This is a genomic window from Sulfuriferula sp. AH1, from assembly GCF_002162035.1.
Lineage (GTDB): Bacteria > Pseudomonadota > Gammaproteobacteria > Burkholderiales > Sulfuriferulaceae > Sulfuriferula.
The window spans coordinates 156,622-178,251 of sequence record NZ_CP021138.1; the positions used below are offsets into that span (position 1 = coordinate 156,622).

Sequence of the window (21,630 nt, forward strand, 5' to 3'; positions counted from 1 at the left end):
CTGTTTACTGGCTTGGGCTGAGGGGGTGTCTGCGTTCAATTATCATGCAATTCGCTGTCAGCCGGTGGCACGAGCTGCATATGCGGGATTCTGGATTTGCAGTTGCCATATACCTGCTCTGTGGTGACGCGGACATAGCGTTGCGCGAGCGGCCAGATGTCGGCATATGCCGATTGCGTTTCCACGATCTCCGCCTGCCCGTTCAGGCGCACGCGTGTGCTCGACTGGAAATCGATGAACAGCATGCCGATGTGGCCATTAACGATAATGTTGCCCAGCGAGTTGTATAGCCTGTTGCCGCGATAATCCGGAAATATCAGTGTTTTGCTATCCAGCACTTTGGTCAGCGGGTAGGGCTGTCCGGCAATATTGTGTTCGCGCCCGCGAAAGCTGCAATCGCATTCGCCTGCGGTATTTGCGGTGGCGATGAAAAAGAATGGCAGGTTTTCGATAAATTCGACGAGGCTGGATGGAATGTTGTTATGGAACATGCTGTTAAGCCTGTGCGCATCCCAGACGCCTTCAGCGCCAAAACGTAGTTGTGCCGCCAGTTCGCCATCGTGCAGCAAAGTGCTGACTGGATGTGGGGCAGGTGTGGGTTGCCGGTTTTCCGTGGGCTGGGTCATGGTTAAGTTCCTTGTAGGCTTTGACGCTAACTTTGCCTGAATTCAGCTGCAGGCAGAATAGTCAGTACCAGCAATTTACTATTGCATAAATCGGAATAATTCTTGAGGATGTTTGGCATGGATTTATCATTGCCGGCAATAATCATCGGGTAATTGTCGCGCTTCAGGAGCCGTGTATGGATAAGCTGCATTTGATGACGGTATATGTAGCCGTGGCCGAGAGCCGGAGTTTTGCTGCGGGTGCACGCCGGTTAGGCATGTCGCCGCCAGCAGTGACGCGTGCTGTTGCCCTGCTCGAACATGAGTTGGGTGTCAAGTTGTTAACTCGTACCACGCGTCATGTGCGGGTAACGGATGCGGGACAGCGTTATCTTGACGATGTGCGTCGTATTCTGGGTGAAGTGGCTGAGGCAGATGAAGCGGCTGCAGGTATCAATGCCGAGCCGCGCGGGCATTTGACGGTGACTGCGCCCAGCCTGTTTGGCAGGATGTTCGTATTGCCCGGCATAGTCGAGTTTCTGCAGCGCCATCCGGCGATGGAAGTGTCGGCGCTGTTGCTGGACCGGGTAGTGAACATGCTGGAAGAAGGCGTCAATGTGGCAGTGCGTATCGGCGAGCTGCCGGATTCAAGCATGACGGCGATTCGCGTCGGTCAGGTGCGCCGGGTAGCGTGTGCTGCGCCGCAGTATCTTGCTGCGCATGGCACGCCACTTACTCCGGCTGCGCTGGCGCAGTACTGCATCATCAATACCAATAATATGGGTGCGGGATGTGAATGGAAATTCGGCCATGCCGCTACGGCAACGACGGTACATGTCAGGCCGCGATTGTCGGTTACCACCAATGACGCCGCCATAGAGGCTGCCATGCAGGGTTTTGGCATCGCGCGCATCCTGTCGTATCAGGTTGCGGCCCTGTTCGAGACAGGTGCATTGGTGCCGATACTGAGCGATTACGAGCCGCCGGCGATGCCTATTCATGTGATTTACCGGGAGGGGCGCCATGCGTCGGCGAAAGTACGCTCCTTTGTCGATATGATGGTGCAGCATTTGCAAGGCGACTGCACGTTACGCTGAGTCGTGCCAGCGGCGCATAGCCTGTTCGCCGATGCTGCGTAAAAATGCTAAAATGCAAGGTGTTAAATTCTGCATTTTAGTGTTCGCTGTACGGCGCATATTGTGAAAAAAATCTATATCAAGACGTTTGGCTGCCAGATGAACGAGTACGACTCGGACAAGATGGCGGATGTGATGCGCGCGGCCGAAGGCATGACGCCGACCAATGATCCGGCAGAAGCCGATGTGATTTTGTTCAATACCTGTTCGGTGCGTGAGAAGGCGCAGGAGAAGGTGTTTTCCGACCTCGGGCGCGTGCGCGAGCTGAAGGTCGCCAAGCCCGGGCTGATTATCGGCGTCGGGGGCTGTGTGGCCAGCCAGGAAGGCGCCACGATCATTTCGCGGGCACCCTATGTCGATGTCGTGTTCGGCCCGCAAACCCTGCACCGTCTGCCTGATCTGATAGCGAAACGCCGCAGCAGCGGGCGTCCGCAACTGGATATTTCATTCCCTGAAATCGAGAAATTCGATCATCTGCCTGCGGCCAGTGTCGATGGTGCGGCGGCTTTTGTGTCGATCATGGAAGGCTGTTCCAAGTATTGTTCGTTTTGTGTCGTGCCCTATACGCGCGGCGAGGAAGTGTCGCGGCCGTTTGACGATATTCTGGCCGAGATTGCGGGATTGACTGCGCAAGGCGTAAAAGAAGTCAATCTGCTCGGGCAGAACGTCAACGCCTATCGCGGCCAGATGGCGGATGGCGAAACGGCGGATTTCGCGCTGCTGCTTGAATATGTGCACGAGATTCCGGGTATCGAGCGCTTGCGCTATACCACCAGCCACCCGCGCGAATTCACTCCTCGCCTGATCGAGGCTTATACACGACTGCCCAAGCTGGTGTCGCTGCTGCATCTGCCGGTGCAGTCGGGATCGGACCGCATCCTGGCGGCGATGAAGCGCGGTTATACCGCTCTGGAATATAAATCGATTATCCGGCGTTTGCGTGAAGCGCGTCCCGATATTGTGATATCGTCGGATTTTATTATCGGATTTCCGGGTGAGACTGATGCCGATTTCGAGGCAACCATGCAACTGATAGAAGCGGTAGGTTTCGATACTTCATACAGCTTCATTTACAGCAAGCGGCCTGGCACGCCGGCAGCGGATCTGCCGGACGATGTGCCGCATGCGGTGAAACAGGCGCGTCTGGCGCGGGTGCAGGCAGCCATAGATGCCAATACCCATGCGATCAGCCAGGGCATGGTCGGCACCCTGCAGCGCGTGCTGGTGACCGGGCAGGCAAAAAAGGACAGCAATGATCTGAGCGGGCGTACCGATAATAATCGCGGCGTGCATTTCCCCGGCCATCCGCGCCTGATCGGTGAAATTGTCACGGTTAGAATTACTCGGGCCCAGACTTACAGCCTGCGCGGCGAAGTAGTGGTGCAGTGATGGAAGTGACATTCGCACCGGTCGACAATACCAAACTGGCGAATTTATGCGGGGTGCTGGAAGAGAACCTGCGTCAGATCGAAATCGCACTGGATGTCAGCATCACGCGGCGTGGCGAGCATTTTCATATTACCGGCAAAACCGTGCCCATGCGTCGCGCGGCGAATCTGCTGGAGAGCTTTTATCAGAAAGCCGCGCTGCCGGTGAATGTGGAAGAGATTCAGTTGGCCCTGATCGAAGTGGCGCATGAGGCTATGCCTGGCAGCGACAGCGCACCCGTGCTGCTGACCCGTCGCAGCGATCTGCGCGGCCGCACGCCGCGGCAAAATACCTACCTCGCACAGATACAGGCTCATGACATTACTTTCGGCGTGGGTCCGGCCGGCACCGGCAAGACTTTTCTCGCGGTCGCCAGTGCGGTGGATGCGCTGGAGCGTGATCTGGTAAAACGCATCATCCTGACCCGGCCCGCAGTGGAGGCCGGCGAGCGTCTGGGCTTCCTGCCCGGCGATCTGGCGCAGAAGATCGACCCGTATCTGCGCCCATTGTACGATGCGTTGTACGACCTGATGGGCTCCGATAAAATGGGCAAACTGTTTGAGCGCGGCACCATAGAGATCGCGCCGCTGGCTTATATGCGCGGTCGCACGCTGAATCAGGCGTTCATTATTCTGGACGAAGCGCAGAATACCACGCCGGAACAGATGAAGATGTTCCTGACCCGCATCGGCTTCGGCTCCAAAGCAGTGATTACCGGAGACGTTACCCAGGTCGATCTGGCGCGCCATCAAAAAAGCGGACTGGTCGATGCCGGCGAAGTGCTGCACGATGTTCGCGGTATCGCTTTTACCCATTTCCAATCCGAAGATGTGGTGCGCCACCCGCTGGTAGCCCGTATCGTTAATGCTTATGAAAAACGTGATCAAGCCCTCTGAACCCTCCCCCCGAAGTCGTGTCCCGCAGCCGCGCTTGAGCCTTTCGGTCCAGCGCGCGATGCGGGCCACCGATGCACCCAGCCGTACCCAGATCATCCAGTTCGCTCGCGCTGCACTCGAACGTGATGCCGAAATCACCATCCGTATCGTCAACGAGGCGGAAGGCCGTCAGCTCAATCGCGACTATCGCCACAAGGATTACGCCACCAATGTGCTATCGTTCGTTTACGAAACGGCACCTGTCGTGCTGGGCGATCTGGTGCTGTGCGCCCCGGTAGTGACGCGCGAAGCGCTGGAACAGGATAAATCCGCCATAGCCCATTATGCGCATCTGATCGTGCATGGCGTCTTGCACTTGCAGGGCTACGATCATGAAAATGATGCGGATGCCGCAGTAATGGAAGCACGGGAAATAGAAATTGTTACCGGGTTGGGATTCGCCAATCCTTATCTTGAACGGAGTCGCTGAATCATGGAAGAGCCATCTAAACCGAGCTGGTTTGAACGCCTGGGCGCATTGCTGACCCACGAACCGGAGACGCGTGACGAATTGCTGGATATCCTGCAAGGGGCGTACCAGCACAATTTGCTTGATTCCGACGCGCTGGCAATGATCGAAGGTGTGCTGCAAGTCTCGGAAATCCAGGTGCGCGACATCATGATTCCGCGCGCGCAGATGGATGTGATCGATATCAATGCCCCCCCTGCTGCTTTTATCCCGGGCATCATAGAAACTGCGCACTCGCGTTTCCCTGTGTTCGACAGGAACAAGGACGATATCATCGGCATTCTGCTGGCGAAGGATTTGCTGCGCTATTACGCCGAATCCGGTTTTCATGTGCGCGAAATGTTGCGTCCTGCCGTGTTCATCCCCGAATCCAAGCGCCTGAATGTATTGTTGAAGGAGTTCCGCGCGAGCCGTAACCATATGGCGATCGTGGTGGACGAGTACGGCGGCGTTGCCGGGCTGGTGACGATAGAAGATGTGCTGGAACAGATAGTCGGTGATATCGAGGACGAATACGATTTCGATGAAACCGAAGACAATATCATCCAGGATAAGGGCGGCCGCTATCGCGTCAAGGCAATGACCGAGATCGCGGATTTCAACGAAGTGATGGGTACGGAACTGGACGATGCGGATTACGATACCATTGCCGGACTGGTGGTGAATCGCTTCGGGCATATGCCAAAACGCGGTGAGACCATCGTGTTTGACGGGCTTAAATTCGAAGTGCTGCGCGCCGATACACGCCGTGTGCATACTTTGCTGGTGGAAAAGAAAATGCAATCTGCACCCGTCTGACCGTTTGTCGTACCCAATAAAAAAGGCAGCCGAAGCTGCCTTTTTTATTGGGTGGGACCGGATTACTTGATAATCGCAGCCAATTCGCCTTTAGCGTATTTGGCAGCCATTTTTTCCAGGTCAACCGGCTTGATCTTGCTGGCCTGGCCTGCAGAACCGAATGCTTCATAACGCAGTTTGCAGATTTCCTGCATGGCTTTGGTGGAAGCGAGCAGGAATTTGCGCGGGTCGAATTCAGAACGGTTTTCAGCCAGGAATTTACGCACTGCACCGGTCGAAGCCATGCGCAAGTCGGTATCAATGTTGACTTTACGCACGCCGTGCTTGATGCCTTCAACGATCTCTTCGACTGGCACGCCGTAGGTTTCGCCCATGTCGCCGCCGAAATCATTGATGATTTTCAGCCATTCCTGTGGCACTGAAGAAGAACCGTGCATGACCAGGTGGGTGTTAGGGATGCGTGCGTGAATTTCCTTGATGCGGCTGATCGCCAGGATGTCGCCTGTAGGCGGACGGGTGAATTTGTATGCGCCATGCGAGGTGCCGATCGCGATGGCCAGAGCGTCAACACCCGTTTTCTTGACGAAATCGGCAGCTTCTTCCGGGTCGGTCAGCAGTTGCGAGTGGTCCAGTACGCCTTCAGCGCCAACGCCGTCTTCTTCGCCAGCCATGCCGGTTTCCAGGGAACCCAGACAGCCCAATTCGCCTTCAACGGATACGCCGACAGCGTGAGCGATATCAACTACTTTACGAGTGATTTCGACGTTGTATTCGTAGGTTGCAGGTGTCTTGCCGTCTTCTTTCAGCGAGCCGTCCATCATCACCGATGAGAAGCCGTCAGCGATCGAACGTACGCAGACCGGCATGCTCGCGCCGTGATCCTGATGCATGACCACCGGAATGTGCGGATAGGCTTCAACCGCTGCAGTGATCAGATGGCGCAGGAAGCTGGCACCTGCATATTTGCGGGCGCCGGCAGAAGCTTGCATGATAACCGGGCTGCCGCAGGCATCCGCGGCTTGCATGATGGCATGCACCTGCTCGAGGTTGTTAACGTTGAAAGCCGGCAAACCGTAGCCGTTTTCAGCGGCATGATCCAGTAATTGACGTAATGAAACGAGTGCCATGGTGATCTCCTTGGTAAGTAAATAAAATAATTAGTTGGTACGGTGTTTGTATTCGCCCACTTTGACAATCTTCATGGTGTTCGTGCCGCCGGCCTCGCCGATAGGCTCGCCGATGGTGAGCACGATGAGGTCGCCTTCACGCACGGCGCCACGGCGGCGCAGCTCTTCCTCTGCCTCAATCAGCAAGGCATCACGGTCTTTGGAATCCACTTTGAAATTGATAGGATACACGCCGCGATACAAGGTTACTTTACGGCGGGTGGAAACTTCGGGGGTGAGTGCGTAGATCGGTACCGCGGTACTGATACGCGACATCCATAAGCAGGTGGAACCGGACTGGGTCAGCGCGGCAATCGCCCGTACGTTCTCCAGATGCGTTGCAGTGAAAATCGCAGCCAGTGCCACCGATTCATCAACACGGGCGACTTCCTTGTCCAGCTTGTTGCTGCTGAATTCCTGTTCCTGTTCTTTTTCCGCTTCCATGCAAACCCGGTGCATCGCGGCAATGGCCTCGACCGGATAAGATCCCGCGGCTGTCTCGGCGGAAAGCATCACTGCGTCAGTGCCGTCGAGCACGGCATTGGCGACGTCGGATACTTCGGCGCGAGTCGGAATCGGGTTCTGGATCATCGATTCCATCATTTGCGTAGCGGTGATAACCGGTCTGTTGTGCTTGCGTGCGATGCGGATCATTTTTTTCTGCAGTGCAGGGACGGCAGCGTCGCCGACTTCCACGCCCAGGTCGCCGCGCGCTACCATGATCGCATCTGACGCCAGCACGATTTCTTCCAGCGCTTCGATGGCTTCCGCTCGCTCGATTTTGGCGACCAGCATGCCGTGACCGCCAGCTTCCTTGAGCAGGCGCCGCGCCAGATGCATGTCATCGGCAGAGCGCGGGAACGAGATGGCGATGTAGTCAGCCTGCAATGCGGCAGCTGTTTTCAGGTCTTCCATGTCCTTGTCGGTCAATGCCGCCGCAGACAGGCCGCCGCCTTTGCGGTTGATGCCCTTGTTGTTGGAGAGCACGCCGCCCTGGATGACTTTGCAGATGATCTCCGCACCCTTGACCTCTTCTACCCACATTTCGATGCGGCCGTCGTCGAGCAGCAAGGTCGCGCCGCGTTCCAGGTCTTTAGGCAGGTCCTTGTAGTCCAGGCCCACGCGTTCCTGATTGCCGAGCTTGCAATCGGCATCAAGAATGAACTGGTCGCCTGCGGCCAGGGTGATTTTGCTGTCGGCGAATTTGCCTACGCGGATTTTAGGACCTTGCAAGTCAGCCAATACGCCAATAGCACGGCCACGGGCGCGTGCTAACGAACGTACCAGTTCGGCGCGGTCAATGTGGTCTTGCGCTGTACCATGAGAGAAGTTAAGGCGGACTACGTCCAGGCCGGCTTCCATCATTTTGTCTAATACTTTTGCGTCGTTTGATGCTGGGCCTAATGTGGCGACGATTTTGGTTCTGCGTATCATTTAAGTTTACCAGTTCGTGACTCGACTTAAAGCGGGTGCCGGTCTGGCACCCGCCAATTCTACTTATTTTGCTGCAGCGCGCTGTTCCAGGATTTCTACGGCAGGCAGTTTCTTTCCTTCGAGGAATTCGAGGAACGCACCGCCAGCGGTGGAAATATAAGACACTTTGTCGTAAATGTCATACTTCTGGATAGCGGCAATCGTATCGCCGCCGCCAGCCAGGGTAAATGCGCTGGTTTTGGCAATCGCATCGGCGATGGTTTTGGTGCCTGCGCCGAATTGATCGAATTCGAACACGCCTACCGGGCCGTTCCATACAACGGTACCCGCTTTCATGATGATGTCGGCAAGTTCCTGGGCAGATTTCGGACCGATGTCGAAAATCATGTCATCGTCGGCAACATCGCTCGCATCTTTCAGTACGGCTGGTTCATTGGCATCGAATTTCTTGCCGCAGACGACATCAACCGCGACCGGTATGGTCGCGCCGCGAGCTGTCATTTTGGTCATCAGCGCTTGCGCTACCGGCACCAGATCATCTTCGCACAATGATTTGCCGACGTTTTTGCCGGTGGCTTTGATGAAGGTGTTGGCAATGCCGCCGCCCACCACCATTTGATCCACTTTTTCGGACAGGGCTTCGAGCACGGTGAGCTTGGTTGAAACCTTGGAGCCGCCGACGATCGCAACCATAGGACGTGCCGGGCTTAACAGCGCCTTGGTCAAAGCTTCCAGTTCTTCGGTGAGCAGGATGCCGGCTGCGGCGACAGGCGCGAACTTGGCAACGCCATGCGTGGAAGCTTCAGCGCGGTGAGCGGTACCGAATGCATCCATGACGAATACGTCGCACAATGCGGCGTACTTCTGGGCAGTCTCGTCCAGGTTTTTCTTTTCGCCCTTGTTAAAGCGCACGTTTTCCAGCAGTACCAGTTCGCCTGCGGCCACTTCAAAACCGCCATTGATCCAGTCCCTGATCAGGCGTACCGGTTTTCCCAGCTTGGCTGCCAATACATCGGCAACCGGTTTGAGCGAATTCTCTTCCGAATATTCGCCTTCGGTCGGACGGCCCAGATGGGACGTTACCATGACCTTCGCGCCAGCTTTGAGGCAGTGCTCGATGGTGCGCATGGATGCGGTGATGCGGGCGTCGGAAGTGACTTTGCCGTCTTTGACCGGTACGTTCATGTCGGCACGGATAAAAACGCGTTTGCCCTTGAGGTCAAGATCGGTAACTCGGATGAAAGCCATGATGTTCTCCAGATTAAAGTAAGGTTTAAGGGTTGGCGCCAGCCAGTCCTTAAAGCTCACGCTTTAAGTGCCGAACACTGGATCAGGCCTGAGACCTGATCCAGTGTTCGGCGACATGCCAGTTATTTGGCGACAGTTTCTACCATGCGCAACATGTTGCAGGTATAGCCGTATTCGTTGTCGTACCAGGAAACTACCTTAACAAAGGTGCTGTCCAGTGCGATGCCTGCATCCGCATCGAAAATGGATGGGCAGGTATTGCCGCGGAAGTCGGTGGAGACCACTTTGTCGGTGGTGTAGCCCAGCACGCCTTTCATGGCACCTTCGGAAGCCGCCTTCATCGCCGCGCAGATTTGCTCGTAAGTAGCTTCTTTGCTCAGCTCAACGGTCAGATCCACTACGGAAACGTCGGAGGTAGGTACGCGGAATGCCATGCCGGTCAGCTTCTTGTTCAGTTCCGGAATCACCACGCCTACCGCTTTTGCAGCGCCGGTAGAAGATGGGATGATATTTTCCAGAATGCCGCGACCACCGCGCCAGTCTTTGCTGGATGGGCCGTCAACGGTTTTTTGGGTAGCGGTTGCCGCATGCACGGTGCTCATCAGGCCGCGCTTGATACCGAAGTTGTCGTTCAGCACTTTGGCAACGGGTGCCAGGCAGTTGGTGGTGCAGGATGCTGCGGAAACAATCGCTTCGCCAGCGTATTTGGTGTGATTGACACCGTATACGAACATCGGGGTGTCATCCTTGGACGGCGCGCTTTGCACCACTTTCTTGGCGCCGGCATTGATGTGCGCCTGGCAGGATTCCTTGGTCAGGAAGAAACCGGTGGATTCGATGATGATGTCGGCGCCGACTTCGTTCCACTTCAGGTTTGCAGGGTCGCGCTCGGCGGTCAGACGGATCTTCTTGCCGTTAACGGTCATGGTGTTGCCTTCCACGGACACGGTGCCGTTGAAACGGCCGTGCACGGAATCGTATTGCAGCATGTAAGCCAGGTATTCCGGATCGAGCAGGTCGTTGATCGCGACCACTTCAATGCTCGGGAAATCCTTGGCGATGGCACGGAATGCCATGCGGCCGATACGGCCAAAGCCGTTGATACCTACTTTGATTGCCATTGTTTACTACTCCTTAGCGATAAAAAAAACGGTAGCTGCCGCGATCGCAGCGCATTGGCGCATGCGATGGCGGTAAATCATGCGGAATTAGAATTACAAGACACCCTTGACGGTGTTCACCACGTTATCAACGGTGAAACCAAAGTGCTTGAACAATTCTGGAGCTGGAGCAGATTCGCCGAAGGTATCCATGCCGACGACAGCGCCTTCCAGACCGACATATTTGCGCCAGAAATCGGATACGCCGGCTTCGATGGCAACACGTACGACGCCTTTTGGCAGCACGCTGGCTTTATACGCGGCATCCTGACGATCGAATACGTTGGTGGATGGCATGGAGACGACGCGAGCAGCAATGCCTTGCTCTGCCAGTGCTGCCTGTGCATTTACTGCCAGTTCGATTTCAGAACCGGTGGCGATCAGCACCACTTTTGGATTGGCCGCATCCTTGAGCACATAACCGCCGCGAGCAACGTTGGCGATAGTCGCTTCGTCACGGGTCATGAACGGCAGATTCTGGCGGCTCAGGATCAGGCTGGTCGGGCCGGTGGTGCGGCTGACTCCCTGGCCCCAGGCAACGATGGTTTCCAGCGTGTCGCACGGACGCCATACATCCATGTTCGGGATCATGCGCAGGGTAGCGGTCTGCTCGACTGGCTGATGGGTCGGGCCGTCTTCGCCCAGACCGATCGAGTCGTGGGTGAACACGTAGATCACGCGTTTTTTCATCAGTGCCGACATGCGCAGGGCATTACGGGCATATTCCGAGAACATCAGGAAGGTGCCGCCGAACGGCAGCAGGCCGCCATGCAGTGACATGCCGTTCATGATGTGGCTCATGCCGAATTCGCGTACGCCGTAGGAAATGTAGTTGCCGCCCTTTTTGCCGTGCACGTGATGGCAGCCTGTCCAGTTGGTCAGGTTGGAGCCGGTCAGGTCGGCGGAGCCGCCGAGGAATTCGGGCAACGCGGGAGCCAGTGCATTGATGGCGATTTGCGAAGCTTTGCGGGTCGCAACGGTTTCTGCTTTGGCGTTGATGGCGGCAATGGCCTTGGTCAGGAATTCGTTCCAGTTGGCTGGCAAGTCGCCTGCCATGCGGCGTTTGAATTCGGCAGCCTCAGCTGGATAGGCTTTGGCGTATTCTGCAAATTTGTTGTTCCACAGGCTTTCCAGTCCGGCGCCTTTGGTTTTGGCATCCCAGCCTTCGTAAATATCGGCAGGGATTTCAAACGGAGCGTGGTCCCAGCCCAGATTCTTGCGCGTATCGGCGATTTCTTGGGCGCCCAATGCGGCGCCGTGGACGTCGTGGGTACCTTCCTTGTTGGGGGAGCCTTTGCCGATGATGGTTTTGCAGCAAATCAGGGTTGGCTTGTCGGTAACCGCTTTACCGGCCTGCACGGCAGCTTCGATGGCAGCCGCGTTGTGGCCGTCAACGCCGGCGATAACATGCCAACCGTAGGATTCGAAGCGTTTGGGCGTGTCGTCGGTAAACCAGCCTTCAACATGGCCGTCGATGGAAATGCCGTTGTCATCCCAGAATGCAATCAGCTTGCCCAGACCCCATGTGCCTGCCAGTGCGCAAGCTTCGTGCGAGATGCCTTCCATCAGGCAGCCGTCGCCCATGAATACATAGGTGTGGTGATTTACGATTTCGTGATCCGGCTTGTTGAATTCGGCAGCCAGCAGCTTCTCTGCCATCGCCATGCCTACCGCATTGGTAATGCCCTGGCCTAACGGGCCAGTGGTGGTTTCCACGCCGGGGGTATAGCCAAGTTCCGGGTGACCCGGGGTTTTGGAATGCAATTGGCGGAAGTTTTTCAGTTCTTCGATTGGCAAATCATAGCCGGTCAGGTGCAGCAATGCATAAATCAGCATCGAGCCATGGCCATTGGACAGCACGAAACGGTCGCGGTCGGCCCATAACGGGTTGACCGGATTGTGGCGCAGGTGGTGGTTCCACACTACTTCTGCGATTTCGGCCATGCCCATGGGGGCGCCCGGATGGCCGGATTTGGCCTTTTCCACGGCATCCATAGCTAGCGCGCGGATGGCGTTTGCGAGTTCGGTACGAGTTGCCATTGCTTTTTCCTTAGAAAATAAATAATAGGGTGGCGCTGATAAGCTGAAAGTTCCCGATTATCGCCGACATGGCGGATTTCGGCAAGTCTGGCAAGCGGTTAAATGCGTCGGCGTCGGGGAAAATAGTGTGCTAATTCAAACATTAGGCGCGGGTTTCTGGTTGGCGGCCTGTATCCATGCGCGCCATTCATCGAACAGGTCATTGCCCAGCGTGGCAATGACCGCGCGCTGCCAAGGGCTGTCGGCCCAGAAATCGTCGTGAGTAAGTGTGCTGCAATATCCGCCTGCCTCTTCCAGAATCAGGCAGCCGGCGGCGTAGTCCCATAATTTCTGGCCGCCGTGCAGGTATACGTCGAAACGGCCTGCGGCAACATAGCACCAGTCCAGCGTGCTCGCGCCGAAATTGCGTTGCGAGCTGTAAGGCGGATGCAGCGCGATTTGTGCCGTGATATTGTCGTTGATGCGTTTCAGTTCGACGGCTGCCAGGCTGTGACGCAGATCCGGTGCGCGCGTTCTGATGGGCAGGCTTTCCCCGTCGAGAAACGCGCCACGGCCGCGTTCGGCATAGAACATTTCGTCTGCCACCGGGTCGTAGATCACGCCAAGTATGCTTTTGCCGTTTTTCATCAACGCAACCGAAATGGCGAAATAAGGAATGCCGTTGACGAAATTGGAGGTGCCGTCGATCGGGTCTATGCACCACAAACCTTCTGTACCTGCAGCCCATTGCCGGGTTTGTTCTTCCTCGGTCATTTCTTCACCCAGTACCGGGTACGGGGCGATCTCGCGCAGGCCTGCGGTGAGCGCGTGCTGGCAGGCCACGTCGGCTTCAGTGCACATGCTGCCGTCGGATTTGTGGCTGTGCGCTACCTTGAGATAGCGCGGCATGACTTCATCCCGGGCAACCTGCCGGACGAGGGCGATAACTTGATTGAGCATAATTTAGCGAGGGGTCGGGGTCAGGTTTTCCATTTGATCGAACAGCCCATGCTGGGGATTTGTTCAAGCGGACCTTTTTGGGTGGTGGCAACCAGTTTCATCGCCTCGAACAAATCGCGGCGTACGCCTTCCGGCGCGGTCTCCTTGCGCGAGGCGTCAAAGCGTCCGCGATATTGCAATTCGCCGGCACGGTTGAAGCCGAAAAAATCCGGTGTGCAAACGGCATCGTAGCTGCGTGCAACGGTTTGTGTTTCATCGAAAACATAAGGGAACGGGAAGTCGAATTCGGCGGCGACCTTGATCATGTTGTCGAAGGAGTCTTCGGCATAATCGGCCGGGTCGTTGGACATGATGGCAATGCTGTTAATGCCGTATTGGTCGCGTAATTCGCGGCAGTCGCGGACCAGGCGCGGCCGGATCGACTGCACATACGGACAGTGATTGCAGATGAACATCACCAGCAGGCCGTTTTTGCCCATCGCCGAAGATAATGAGTAACGGTTGCCGTCGATGCCGGGTAAATCGAAATCTGGGGCTTGCCAGCCGAATTGGCAAACCGGGGTTTGTAAACTGACCATTTCTGCTCCGATGAAAAATCACGTAGATTACGGGTTATCATACCATGTAAGCCCTTTCTTGATTAGCCAGATATGCCGCGTTTTTATATTCCCCATACCCCCCTGACCCATGCATTATTGAAGTTACCGGACGCCGCCGCGCATCATGCCGCACGCGTGCTGCGGCTAAGTGTGGGCGATCGCGTCACGTTATTTGACGGTTCAGGCCAGGAGTGGCTGGCGAGCATCCATTACATCGATAAGCGCGATGTGGAAGTCGGCGTGGAAGCATGCCTGAGCGTCAGTCGCGAATCGCCGCTGGCGGTGACGCTGGTGCAGGGGATTTCCAGCGGCGACCGTATGGATTACACCTTGCAGAAGGCGGTTGAATTGGGCGTCGCGCGTATCCAGCCGCTGGCATGCGCCCGCAGCGTGGTGAAGCTCGCCGGTGAGCGCGCCGACAAGCGCCGCAGCCATTGGCAAAATCTGGTGATCGCCGCATGCGAACAATGCGGGCGCAACGTGGTGCCTGAAGTTGCCGCAGTCAACACCTTGCCGGGCTGGCTAGCAGGTCCGCCTGCTCAGCCGTTACGCATCATGTTCGCCCCCGACGCTGCCGCTACTCTGCATACGCTCGCCAAACCTGAAGCGGGCGTGGAGATACTGGCCGGCCCGGAGGGCGGTTTTAATGCGGATGAATATCGTTTGGCTGGTGAAGCCGGGTTTATCCCGGTGCGTCTGGGGCCGCGGGTATTGCGCACGGAGACCGCCGCAGTGGCGGCGCTGAGTGCGATGCAGGTGTTGTGGGGGGATTTCTAACTCGTTTTATTTTTGGTATACACTGTAAACTTTCCCGGGAAAGTTTCTAATAATAATGCCTACCATGCCGCCTACTTCCTTCGTTGACTGGTTTCGTGCCGCTACGCCTTACATCCATGCCTTTCGCGGCAAGACCTTTGTGCTGGCGTTCGGCGGCGAAGTTCTGACTGACGGCCAGTTCACAAGGCTGGCGCATGATCTGAATCTGCTGAACAGCCTCGGCGTGCGCCTGGTGCTGGTACATGGCGTGCGTCCCCAGGTCGAGGCGCATTTGACGGAACGGCAGGCAGCGATTCGCTATGTGGACGGTTTGCGCGTGACCGATGCCGATGCGCTGGCGTGCGTGAAAGAGGCGGTAGGCGAAGTGCGGGTCGAGATCGAGGCGCTGTTGTCGATGGGGCTGCCCAATAGCCCGATGGCGAATGCCGACATTCGCGTTGCTTCGGGCAATTTCGTCACTGCCAGGCCTTTGGGCGTGCGTCAGGGAGTGGATTTGCTGCATACCGGCGCAGTGCGCAAAATCAATGCGGCTGCGATACGGCAGCGGCTGGACGATAACGACATCGTGCTGCTGTCGCCTTTGGGCTATTCGCCGACGGGCGAGATTTTCAATCTGTCGCTGGAGGATGTGGCCACGGCGGCGGCGCAGGCGCTGGCTGCGGACAAGCTGATATTTTTAATGGAAACGGACGGCGTGCAAACCGACGCGGGAGATTTGCTGCGTATCCTGACCGTGCCCGAGGCGCAGCAGATACTTGCGCAACACAGGGCGCTGACCGGCGACGTGGGCTATTACCTGCCCTGCGCGATTGCCGCATGCCAGCAGGGCGTGCGCCGCGTACATATGATCAGCCGGCATGTGGATGGCGCGCTGCTCACCGAGCTGTTTACCCATGAAGGCGTGGGTACGATGCTGACACCGGCGCGGCTGGAAACCCTGCGGCCGGCGACGATAGACGATGTCGGCGGAATATTGCAGCTGATTCATCCGCTGGAAGAAGAAGGCATGCTGGTACGGCGCTCGCGCGAACGGCTGGAAATGGAGATCGAGCGCTTCATCGTCCTTGAACACGACGGCATGCTGATCGGGTGTGCCGCGCTGTACCCGTTTGTTGAGGAGCGGGTGGGCGAGCTGGCCTGTCTGGCGGTACATCCGGATTATCGCGGCAATGCCCGCGGCGATGCCTTGCTGGAGGCGGTGGAAAAAGCCGCGCGCAAGGCGAAATTCGAGCGCTTGTTTGTCCTGACTACGCATACTGCACATTGGTTTGTAGAACGCGGTTTTGTCAATGCCGGTGTGGGCGAACTGCCTATGCAGAAACAGACCCTTTACAATTATCAGCGCCGTTCAAAAGTGTTCGTCAAGGCTTTATGAATTTAACCCGCCGTCGCTTATGTGCAGCGCTTGCGCTGACGGGTTTGCCGGCTGCAGCGCGAGCCGAGCCGGCGACTTTGACGTTGGGGTTGTTCCCCAACCTGCCGGCGCATAAATTAATCGAGCTGTATCGGCCGTTGGCTGATTATCTAGAGCAGCAGCTGAATTGCAAGGTGAATCTGTTTTCCGCCAAGGATTTTCGCGCCTTTTACCGTGCAACGCGCAAGAACCAGTTCGATATATTAGTGACGGCGCCGCATCTGGCCTGGCTGGCAATGGTCGAGTCGGATTATCGGCCATTGGCTACGTTTACCAGTCCGGTGACCGGCGTGGTTATCGCCAGGCGCGATGCCGATGTCCGCACCGCAGTTGACTGCCGTGGCAGAACCGTGGCAATGGTCGATCCGCTGTCGATAGTGAGTCAGTTGGGATTGAACTATTTCAAGACTCTCGGGCTGACACCCAATGTGGATTACCGGTTGGCAATTTATAACAACCACGCCAATGCTGCACTTGCAGTCATGATAGAGAAAGCGGATTGTGCGGTAGTAGGCAATTTGCCGTTTCAGCAAATGGCGGGCGAAGTGCAATCGCAATTACGCGTTGTCGCGGAAACGGCGGCAGTGCCCAGCCAGTTTGTCATGACGAATGCCCGTTTGCCCCCGGCTTTATGTGAACGTGTTCGCAGCGCGCTGTTGGCTTTTAGCCGCACGCCGTCAGGTAGCGTTTTTATAAAAACTTTTCATGTCGGCACCATCGTTGCTGCCGAACCAAGTGCACTTGAGCCTATCGAGCTTTATGCCCTGATTACCAAGGCGATGTTGAATCGGACAAACGAATGAAACTCAACGTGCGTTTTCCGTTGTGGCTTAAAATCCTGGCAGCTGCGCTGATCGTGCAACTGCTGGTTTTGTTTGCCCTGGGTTACAGCACCGTTACCTTGTTCAATCGTACATTATCCAAGCAGAATCAGGTACGGGTGAACGAATTGCGCCCCCTGCTCAATGCCAATCTGTCCAATGCGTTATTTCAGCGTGATCTTGCAGGCATTCATACGTTGCTCAGCAATGTGCAACGGGACGAAGGCATCAGTTATTTATGGCTGGTGGATGAAGACGGCAAATTCGTTGCTTCGGCAGGCGATGTCCCCGCTGAAATCAAGGCGGGTCAGCATCGCGCTCGGGCAGATATCGCTTTGTCCGAGGTTATGGACAATATGCTGCCAATAGAAATCGACGGCACCCGTTATGGCACCTTGCACTTCGGGTTATCTACCAAACTGGCTGAGCGGGCGCAGCGATATTTGCTCGAACAGGGGTTTCTGGTGGCGAGCATAACCGAGCTGGTTGCCTTTCTGCTGCTGCTGGTAATGAGTATCTGGCTGACGCGGCATCTGCGTCAGTTGGCTACGGCCAGCCAGAGTCTGGCTGCGGGCGATTTGCATATCAAATTGCCGGTAGATACCGAAGATGAGGTAGGTCAGCTCAATGCCGCATTCAATGCCATGGCAGAAAGTTTGCAGCAGCGTATCGGCGACTTGCAGGATGCAGAAGTCAGACAACGCGACGCGTTGGCGTATGTACGCGAAGAGGAGGCGCGGCTGGTGGCTTTGCTGTCGGCGATGACCATGGGGATCGTGTTCGTGGACAATGCAGGACGCGTGATTTACTGCAACCCGGCATTTGAGCAAATCTGGCAGATCCAGGACCGGGAACAGATCATTGGCCAGTCCGCGATGAGTTTACTGGAAGATTCCAACGCTGCGCTGGTCAATCCCGCGCATTTTTCCGAGCATGTCGCGCGTACGATGCGGCCTGGTAGCGGGATGACCGAATTTGAAATCGAGATGGCGGATGGCCGGCTGGTCACCCATGCGACGCGTTCGGTCTTGGCGGATGACGGTCAGGTAATGGGGTCGTTATGGATTTTTGAGGACGTGACCCGCGAGCGCCAGACCGCAGCACAATTGGTCTATCTGGCGGAGCGCGACGCACTGACCGGATTGTATAACCGTCGCAGCTTCGAGAATGCGCTGGTCCAGATATTCAGCAAGGCGCGACATGAGCAGCAGGGCGCGCTGCTGTTTATCGATCTGGATGGCTTCAAGTACATTAATGACACTTTCGGGCACAGGGCCGGCGATGCTATTCTGATCCGTGTGTCCGGTGTTATCAGCGCTTTGGTCAGGCAGGGTGAGGTTTTGTATCGGCTCGGCGGCGATGAATTCGCGATTTTATTGCCGAATGTGAGCGATGTCGATGCGCAAGTGCTCGCTGCGCGGATCGTCAACGCCGTCGCGCAGATTCCGTTTCGCTTCGAAGAGCGCGATCTGCGCCTGACTTCCAGTGTCGGCATTGCGCTTTATCCGGCCCACGCAAATGATTCCGATCAGCTGGTGGCGCGGGCGGATGCGGCGATGTATCAGGCCAAACAGGCAGGCAAGAACAGCTGGCGCAGTTATCAGGCGGATCTGGATAGCTCGCGGGAGATGGTGTTGCGCATGGAGTGGAATCAGCGCATCGATCGGGCTCTGGAAGAGCATCTGTTTGAATTGCATTTTCAGGGAGTCTATATCGTTGCAACCGGAAAGCTGTCGCACTGTGAAGTCCTGATCAGGATGCGCGACAGACCGGATTCGACCGAATATATCATGCCCAGTCATTTTATCGGGGTGGCTGAGCAATCCGGTCAGATATTAGCAATAGACCGCTGGGTGTTGACACAAAGTCTGAAAATGCTGGCCGAGCGTCCTGAACTTCCGGCGCTGGCAGTGAACCTGTCCGGACGCTCGCTGGATGACCCGGGGCTGATCGGTTTTATCGCGGAGCAGCTTGAGTTGTCTCAGGTCGATCATCACCGCCTGATGTTCGAAATCACGGAAACCGCGGCATTGTCGGATTTGCAGGATGCACAGCGTTTTATCGAGGCATTGCGGGAAATGGGTTGCGGCGTGAGTCTGGATGATTTCGGCAATGGCTTCTCATCGTTCGCGTATCTGAAATATTTGAATGCCAACATGCTCAAGATCGATGGTTTGTTCATCCAGAACATTTGTAATGAACTGGATAATCAGCTTTTCGTTAAAGCCATCGTCGATGTGGCGCGAGGCCTGGGAAAAACCACGGTAGCCGAGTGCGTGGAAAACCGCGATGTGTTTGATATGGTTAAAAAACTGGGGGTGGATATGGTGCAGGGATACTATTTCGACCAGCCCGGTACAGACATAGGCTCCTCGTCTAAACCCCTGCGTTCGGTGTAGAATAGTGCGTTCTTAAGTTTGTTAGGTTGTTATCGTGATTGCTACTCAAAATCTCACCATTCAGTTTGGGGCCAAGCCCCTGTTCGAAAACGTTACGGTTAAATTCGGCGACGGTAACCGTTATGGTCTGATCGGCGCGAATGGCAGTGGCAAATCCACTTTCATGAAGATACTGGCCGGCCAGCTGGCCCCTACTTCCGGGCATGTCGCGCTGGATACCGGTGATAAACTCGGCTGGCTGCGTCAGGACCAGTTTGGCTATGAAGATCAGATCGTGCTGGATGTGGTGATGCAGGGCGATGCCGATTTGTGGGCCGTCAAGCATGAAAAAGACGCGATTTATGCCAATCCCGAGGCTACCGAAGACGATTACATGCGCGCTGCCGATCTGGAAGGCAAATTCGCCGAGCTGGACGGTTATTCCGCCGAAGCCCGCGCCGGCGAGCTGCTGCTGGGGCTAGGCATCCCCAGCGCCCAGCACAATGGGCCGATGAAGGAAGTGGCGCCGGGCTGGAAACTGCGCGTATTGCTGGCGCAGGCCCTGTTCGGCAACCCGGATATCCTGCTGCTCGACGAACCTACCAACAACCTCGACATCAATGCGATACGCTGGCTGGAGAATATCCTCGACCAGCGTTCCTGCACCATGATCATCATTTCCCACGATCGCCATTTCCTCAATTCGATCTGTACGCATATGGCAGATCTGGATTACGGCAAGATCCAGTTGTTCCCGGGCAACTATGACGAGTACATGACGGCTGCAGCGCAAGCTCGGGAAGGGCTGCAGGCGGCCAATGCCCGTGCCAAGGAAAAGATTGCCGAGCTGCAAACCTTCGTATCGCGCTTCTCTGCGAATGCGTCCAAGGCGCGGCAGGCAACTTCACGGGTCAAACAGATCGACAAGCTCAAGCAGGATATGGGCGTGATCAAGCCTTCCTCGCGCCAGTATCCGTACATCCGTTTCGAGCAGGAAAAACCCTTGCACCGTAATGTGGTGGAAGTCACCGATCTGGCTATCGGCTACGACAAGCCGCTGTTCTCCAAATTGGGTTTTATCGTTGAAGCCGGGGAGCGCATTGCGATTATTGGTGAGAACGGCGTCGGTAAATCGACGCTGGTTAAAACCCTGATCGGTGAAATGGCGGCGCTGGCAGGCGGCATGAAATGGTCGGAAAATGCCAAAATCGGCTACTACGCGCAGGATCACGCTGCTGATTTCGACAGCGATCTCAATCTGTTCGACTGGATGAAGCAATGGGCGATATCCGGGGAAGACGATCAGGCCATCCGCAGCGTATTGGGCAAATTGCTGTTTTCCGGCGACGACGTGAAAAAATCCGTCCGCGTCCTGTCCGGCGGCGAGCAGGGGCGCATGATGTTTGGCAAGCTGATGCTGAGCAAGGCCAATGTGCTGGTGCTGGACGAACCGACCAATCACCTCGACATGGAATCCATCGAATCCATCAATACCGCGGTCGAGCTGTACAAAGGCACCGTGATCTTCGTTTCGCATGACCGTTCGTTCGTATCGTCCCTGGCAACGCGCCTGATTGAGATTCGCGATCAGAAAGCGGAAATCTTCAACGGCAATTACGAGGAGTATCTCGCCAGCCGCGGACTTGCCTGATGAAACTGGTCATCCTCATTTCCGGCCGGGGCTCCAATCTGCAGGCGATACTGGACGCGGATTTGCCTGCCGAAGTGGCGGCGGTGCTGAGCAACCGCGAGGACGCAAAAGGGTTGCAGCTGGCACGGGATAGGGGTATTCCCGCTCACGGGCTCGCACACACCGGTTTTGCAAACCGGGCCGAATTCGATCAGGCGATGATGCAGTTGATCGACCGCCATACTCCCGATCTGGTGGTGCTGGCCGGCTATATGCGGATATTGACCGATGAGTTCGTGCAGCATTACGCCGGCCGGCTGATGAATATCCATCCGTCCTTGCTGCCGAGCTATCCGGGCTTGCATACCCATGCCCGCGCCTTGGCAGATGGCGTCAAGATTCACGGCTGCACCGTACATCTGGTTACGCCCACGCTGGATCACGGTCCGGTGATCGTGCAGGCGGCTGTCGCAGTGCGCAGCGACGACAGCGCAGAAACGCTGGGTGCCCGGGTACTGGTCGCGGAACATCAGATTTATCCGCTTGCGGTGCGCTGGTTCGTTGAACGGCGGCTGGTAGTGAGCAATGACGGTAAGGTAAACTTGTTAGGCGACAAAGGATCTGAACAGTCAGTCTTCTACACTTAGGGGCGT

General features: G+C 56.3%; 19 protein-coding genes. 11 read left to right on the forward strand and 8 right to left on the reverse strand.

Features of this window, described 5'->3' with window-relative positions:
* Window positions 1-35: 35 nt before the first annotated feature.
* Complete coding sequence (locus CAP31_RS00880) at window positions 36-626, reverse strand: pyridoxamine 5'-phosphate oxidase family protein (RefSeq protein WP_189836627.1); 591 nt, start codon at window positions 624-626, stop codon at window positions 36-38.
* A gap of 176 nt (window positions 627-802) precedes the next feature.
* Here CAP31_RS00880 and CAP31_RS00885 point away from each other — a divergent pair, with 176 nt between their 5' ends.
* The 5 genes from CAP31_RS00885 (at window position 803) to CAP31_RS00905 (ending at window position 5,371) form a co-directional block, all read left to right on the forward strand.
* Entirely contained in the window at window positions 803-1,702 is a 900-nt protein-coding gene (locus tag CAP31_RS00885; protein ID WP_087445807.1) for a LysR family transcriptional regulator, read from the forward strand.
* Between the two features lie 99 nt (window positions 1,703-1,801).
* The gene (gene miaB / locus CAP31_RS00890; RefSeq protein ID WP_087445808.1) at window positions 1,802-3,130 is read left to right on the forward strand and encodes a tRNA (N6-isopentenyl adenosine(37)-C2)-methylthiotransferase MiaB; all 1,329 of its coding nucleotides are present in this window, start codon (window positions 1,802-1,804) and stop codon (window positions 3,128-3,130) included.
* Window positions 3,130-4,065 carry a PhoH family protein gene (locus CAP31_RS00895; protein ID WP_087445809.1) on the forward strand — a complete coding sequence of 312 codons (936 nt, stop codon included), beginning with the start codon at window positions 3,130-3,132 and terminating at the stop codon, window positions 4,063-4,065. Before miaB ends, CAP31_RS00895 begins: the two co-directional genes overlap by 1 nt.
* A 34-nt stretch (window positions 4,066-4,099) precedes the next feature.
* A complete protein-coding gene (ybeY, locus tag CAP31_RS00900) occupies window positions 4,100-4,534 on the forward strand; it encodes an rRNA maturation RNase YbeY (protein WP_369802419.1) in 435 nt (144 codons plus the stop codon).
* A 3-nt stretch (window positions 4,535-4,537) separates the two neighbouring features.
* Window positions 4,538-5,371: an HlyC/CorC family transporter gene (locus tag CAP31_RS00905; protein ID WP_087445811.1), complete on the forward strand. Its 834-nt coding sequence runs from the start codon at window positions 4,538-4,540 to the stop codon at window positions 5,369-5,371.
* 62 nt (window positions 5,372-5,433) lie between these two features.
* On the opposite strand, the gene fba is transcribed toward CAP31_RS00905, so the two are convergent.
* From fba to CAP31_RS00940, 7 genes are all read right to left on the reverse strand, one after another.
* A complete protein-coding gene (gene fba, locus CAP31_RS00910; protein WP_087445812.1) occupies window positions 5,434-6,498 on the reverse strand; it encodes a class II fructose-bisphosphate aldolase in 1,065 nt (354 codons plus the stop codon).
* A 30-nt stretch (window positions 6,499-6,528) separates the two neighbouring features.
* Window positions 6,529-7,971 carry a pyruvate kinase gene (pyk, locus tag CAP31_RS00915; RefSeq protein ID WP_087445813.1) on the reverse strand — a complete coding sequence of 481 codons (1,443 nt, stop codon included), beginning with the start codon at window positions 7,969-7,971 and terminating at the stop codon, window positions 6,529-6,531.
* Window positions 7,972-8,034: 63 nt separating this feature from the next.
* Entirely contained in the window at window positions 8,035-9,219 is a 1,185-nt protein-coding gene (locus tag CAP31_RS00920; protein WP_087445814.1) for a phosphoglycerate kinase, read from the reverse strand.
* A gap of 122 nt (window positions 9,220-9,341) precedes the next feature.
* The gene (gap, locus tag CAP31_RS00925) at window positions 9,342-10,340 is read right to left on the reverse strand and encodes a type I glyceraldehyde-3-phosphate dehydrogenase (RefSeq protein ID WP_087445815.1); all 999 of its coding nucleotides are present in this window, start codon (window positions 10,338-10,340) and stop codon (window positions 9,342-9,344) included.
* A 93-nt stretch (window positions 10,341-10,433) separates the two neighbouring features.
* On the reverse strand, window positions 10,434-12,419 hold the full coding sequence (gene tkt, locus CAP31_RS00930; RefSeq protein WP_087445816.1) for a transketolase: 1,986 nt from the start codon (window positions 12,417-12,419) through the stop codon (window positions 10,434-10,436).
* 135 nt (window positions 12,420-12,554) lie between these two features.
* Window positions 12,555-13,358 carry an inositol monophosphatase family protein gene (locus CAP31_RS00935; protein WP_087445817.1) on the reverse strand — a complete coding sequence of 268 codons (804 nt, stop codon included), beginning with the start codon at window positions 13,356-13,358 and terminating at the stop codon, window positions 12,555-12,557.
* 20 nt (window positions 13,359-13,378) lie between these two features.
* Window positions 13,379-13,936, reverse strand: a complete 558-nt coding sequence (locus CAP31_RS00940) for a thioredoxin family protein (protein ID WP_087445818.1) — start codon at window positions 13,934-13,936, stop codon at window positions 13,379-13,381.
* Between the two features lie 72 nt (window positions 13,937-14,008).
* Between CAP31_RS00940 and CAP31_RS00945 the strand changes: the two genes are divergently transcribed.
* From CAP31_RS00945 to purN, 6 genes are read left to right on the forward strand one after another with little or no spacing between them, the layout of a single operon-like run.
* Window positions 14,009-14,734: a 16S rRNA (uracil(1498)-N(3))-methyltransferase gene (locus CAP31_RS00945; RefSeq protein ID WP_087445819.1), complete on the forward strand. Its 726-nt coding sequence runs from the start codon at window positions 14,009-14,011 to the stop codon at window positions 14,732-14,734.
* A 55-nt stretch (window positions 14,735-14,789) separates the two neighbouring features.
* Window positions 14,790-16,109, forward strand: a complete 1,320-nt coding sequence (gene argA, locus CAP31_RS00950; protein ID WP_369802420.1) for an amino-acid N-acetyltransferase — start codon at window positions 14,790-14,792, stop codon at window positions 16,107-16,109.
* Window positions 16,106-16,951: a phosphate/phosphite/phosphonate ABC transporter substrate-binding protein gene (locus CAP31_RS00955; protein WP_087445820.1), complete on the forward strand. Its 846-nt coding sequence runs from the start codon at window positions 16,106-16,108 to the stop codon at window positions 16,949-16,951. The genes argA and CAP31_RS00955 overlap by 4 nt, the downstream gene beginning before the upstream one ends.
* Window positions 16,948-19,368, forward strand: coding sequence for an EAL domain-containing protein (locus CAP31_RS00960; protein WP_087445821.1), 2,421 nt, complete (start codon window positions 16,948-16,950; stop codon window positions 19,366-19,368). The genes CAP31_RS00955 and CAP31_RS00960 overlap by 4 nt, the downstream gene beginning before the upstream one ends.
* Window positions 19,369-19,402: 34 nt before the next feature.
* Entirely contained in the window at window positions 19,403-20,998 is a 1,596-nt protein-coding gene (locus CAP31_RS00965) for an ABC-F family ATPase (protein WP_087445822.1), read from the forward strand.
* Complete coding sequence (gene purN / locus CAP31_RS00970) at window positions 20,998-21,624, forward strand: phosphoribosylglycinamide formyltransferase (protein WP_369802421.1); 627 nt, start codon at window positions 20,998-21,000, stop codon at window positions 21,622-21,624. The genes CAP31_RS00965 and purN overlap by 1 nt, the downstream gene beginning before the upstream one ends.
* Window positions 21,625-21,630 lie beyond the last annotated feature (6 nt).

Excerpts from the sequence above, each read along its gene's own strand:
- CAP31_RS00880 (WP_189836627.1), bottom strand. The coding sequence starts at position 626 with ATGACCCAGCCCACGGAAAACCGGCAACCCACACCTGCCCCACATCCA.
- CAP31_RS00885 (WP_087445807.1), top strand. The coding sequence starts at position 803 with ATGGATAAGCTGCATTTGATGACGGTATATGTAGCCGTGGCCGAGAGC.
- CAP31_RS00895 (WP_087445809.1), top strand. The coding sequence starts at position 3,130 with ATGGAAGTGACATTCGCACCGGTCGACAATACCAAACTGGCGAATTTA.
- CAP31_RS00905 (WP_087445811.1), top strand. The coding sequence starts at position 4,538 with ATGGAAGAGCCATCTAAACCGAGCTGGTTTGAACGCCTGGGCGCATTG.
- fba (WP_087445812.1), bottom strand. The coding sequence starts at position 6,498 with ATGGCACTCGTTTCATTACGTCAATTACTGGATCATGCCGCTGAAAAC.
- pyk (WP_087445813.1), bottom strand. The coding sequence starts at position 7,971 with ATGATACGCAGAACCAAAATCGTCGCCACATTAGGCCCAGCATCAAAC.
- CAP31_RS00920 (WP_087445814.1), bottom strand. The coding sequence starts at position 9,219 with ATGGCTTTCATCCGAGTTACCGATCTTGACCTCAAGGGCAAACGCGTT.
- gap (WP_087445815.1), bottom strand. The coding sequence starts at position 10,340 with ATGGCAATCAAAGTAGGTATCAACGGCTTTGGCCGTATCGGCCGCATG.
- tkt (WP_087445816.1), bottom strand. The coding sequence starts at position 12,419 with ATGGCAACTCGTACCGAACTCGCAAACGCCATCCGCGCGCTAGCTATG.
- CAP31_RS00935 (WP_087445817.1), bottom strand. The coding sequence starts at position 13,358 with ATGCTCAATCAAGTTATCGCCCTCGTCCGGCAGGTTGCCCGGGATGAA.
- CAP31_RS00940 (WP_087445818.1), bottom strand. The coding sequence starts at position 13,936 with ATGGTCAGTTTACAAACCCCGGTTTGCCAATTCGGCTGGCAAGCCCCA.
- CAP31_RS00945 (WP_087445819.1), top strand. The coding sequence starts at position 14,009 with ATGCCGCGTTTTTATATTCCCCATACCCCCCTGACCCATGCATTATTG.
- argA (WP_369802420.1), top strand. The coding sequence starts at position 14,790 with ATGCCTACCATGCCGCCTACTTCCTTCGTTGACTGGTTTCGTGCCGCT.
- CAP31_RS00955 (WP_087445820.1), top strand. The coding sequence starts at position 16,106 with ATGAATTTAACCCGCCGTCGCTTATGTGCAGCGCTTGCGCTGACGGGT.
- CAP31_RS00960 (WP_087445821.1), top strand. The coding sequence starts at position 16,948 with ATGAAACTCAACGTGCGTTTTCCGTTGTGGCTTAAAATCCTGGCAGCT.
- purN (WP_369802421.1), top strand. The coding sequence starts at position 20,998 with ATGAAACTGGTCATCCTCATTTCCGGCCGGGGCTCCAATCTGCAGGCG.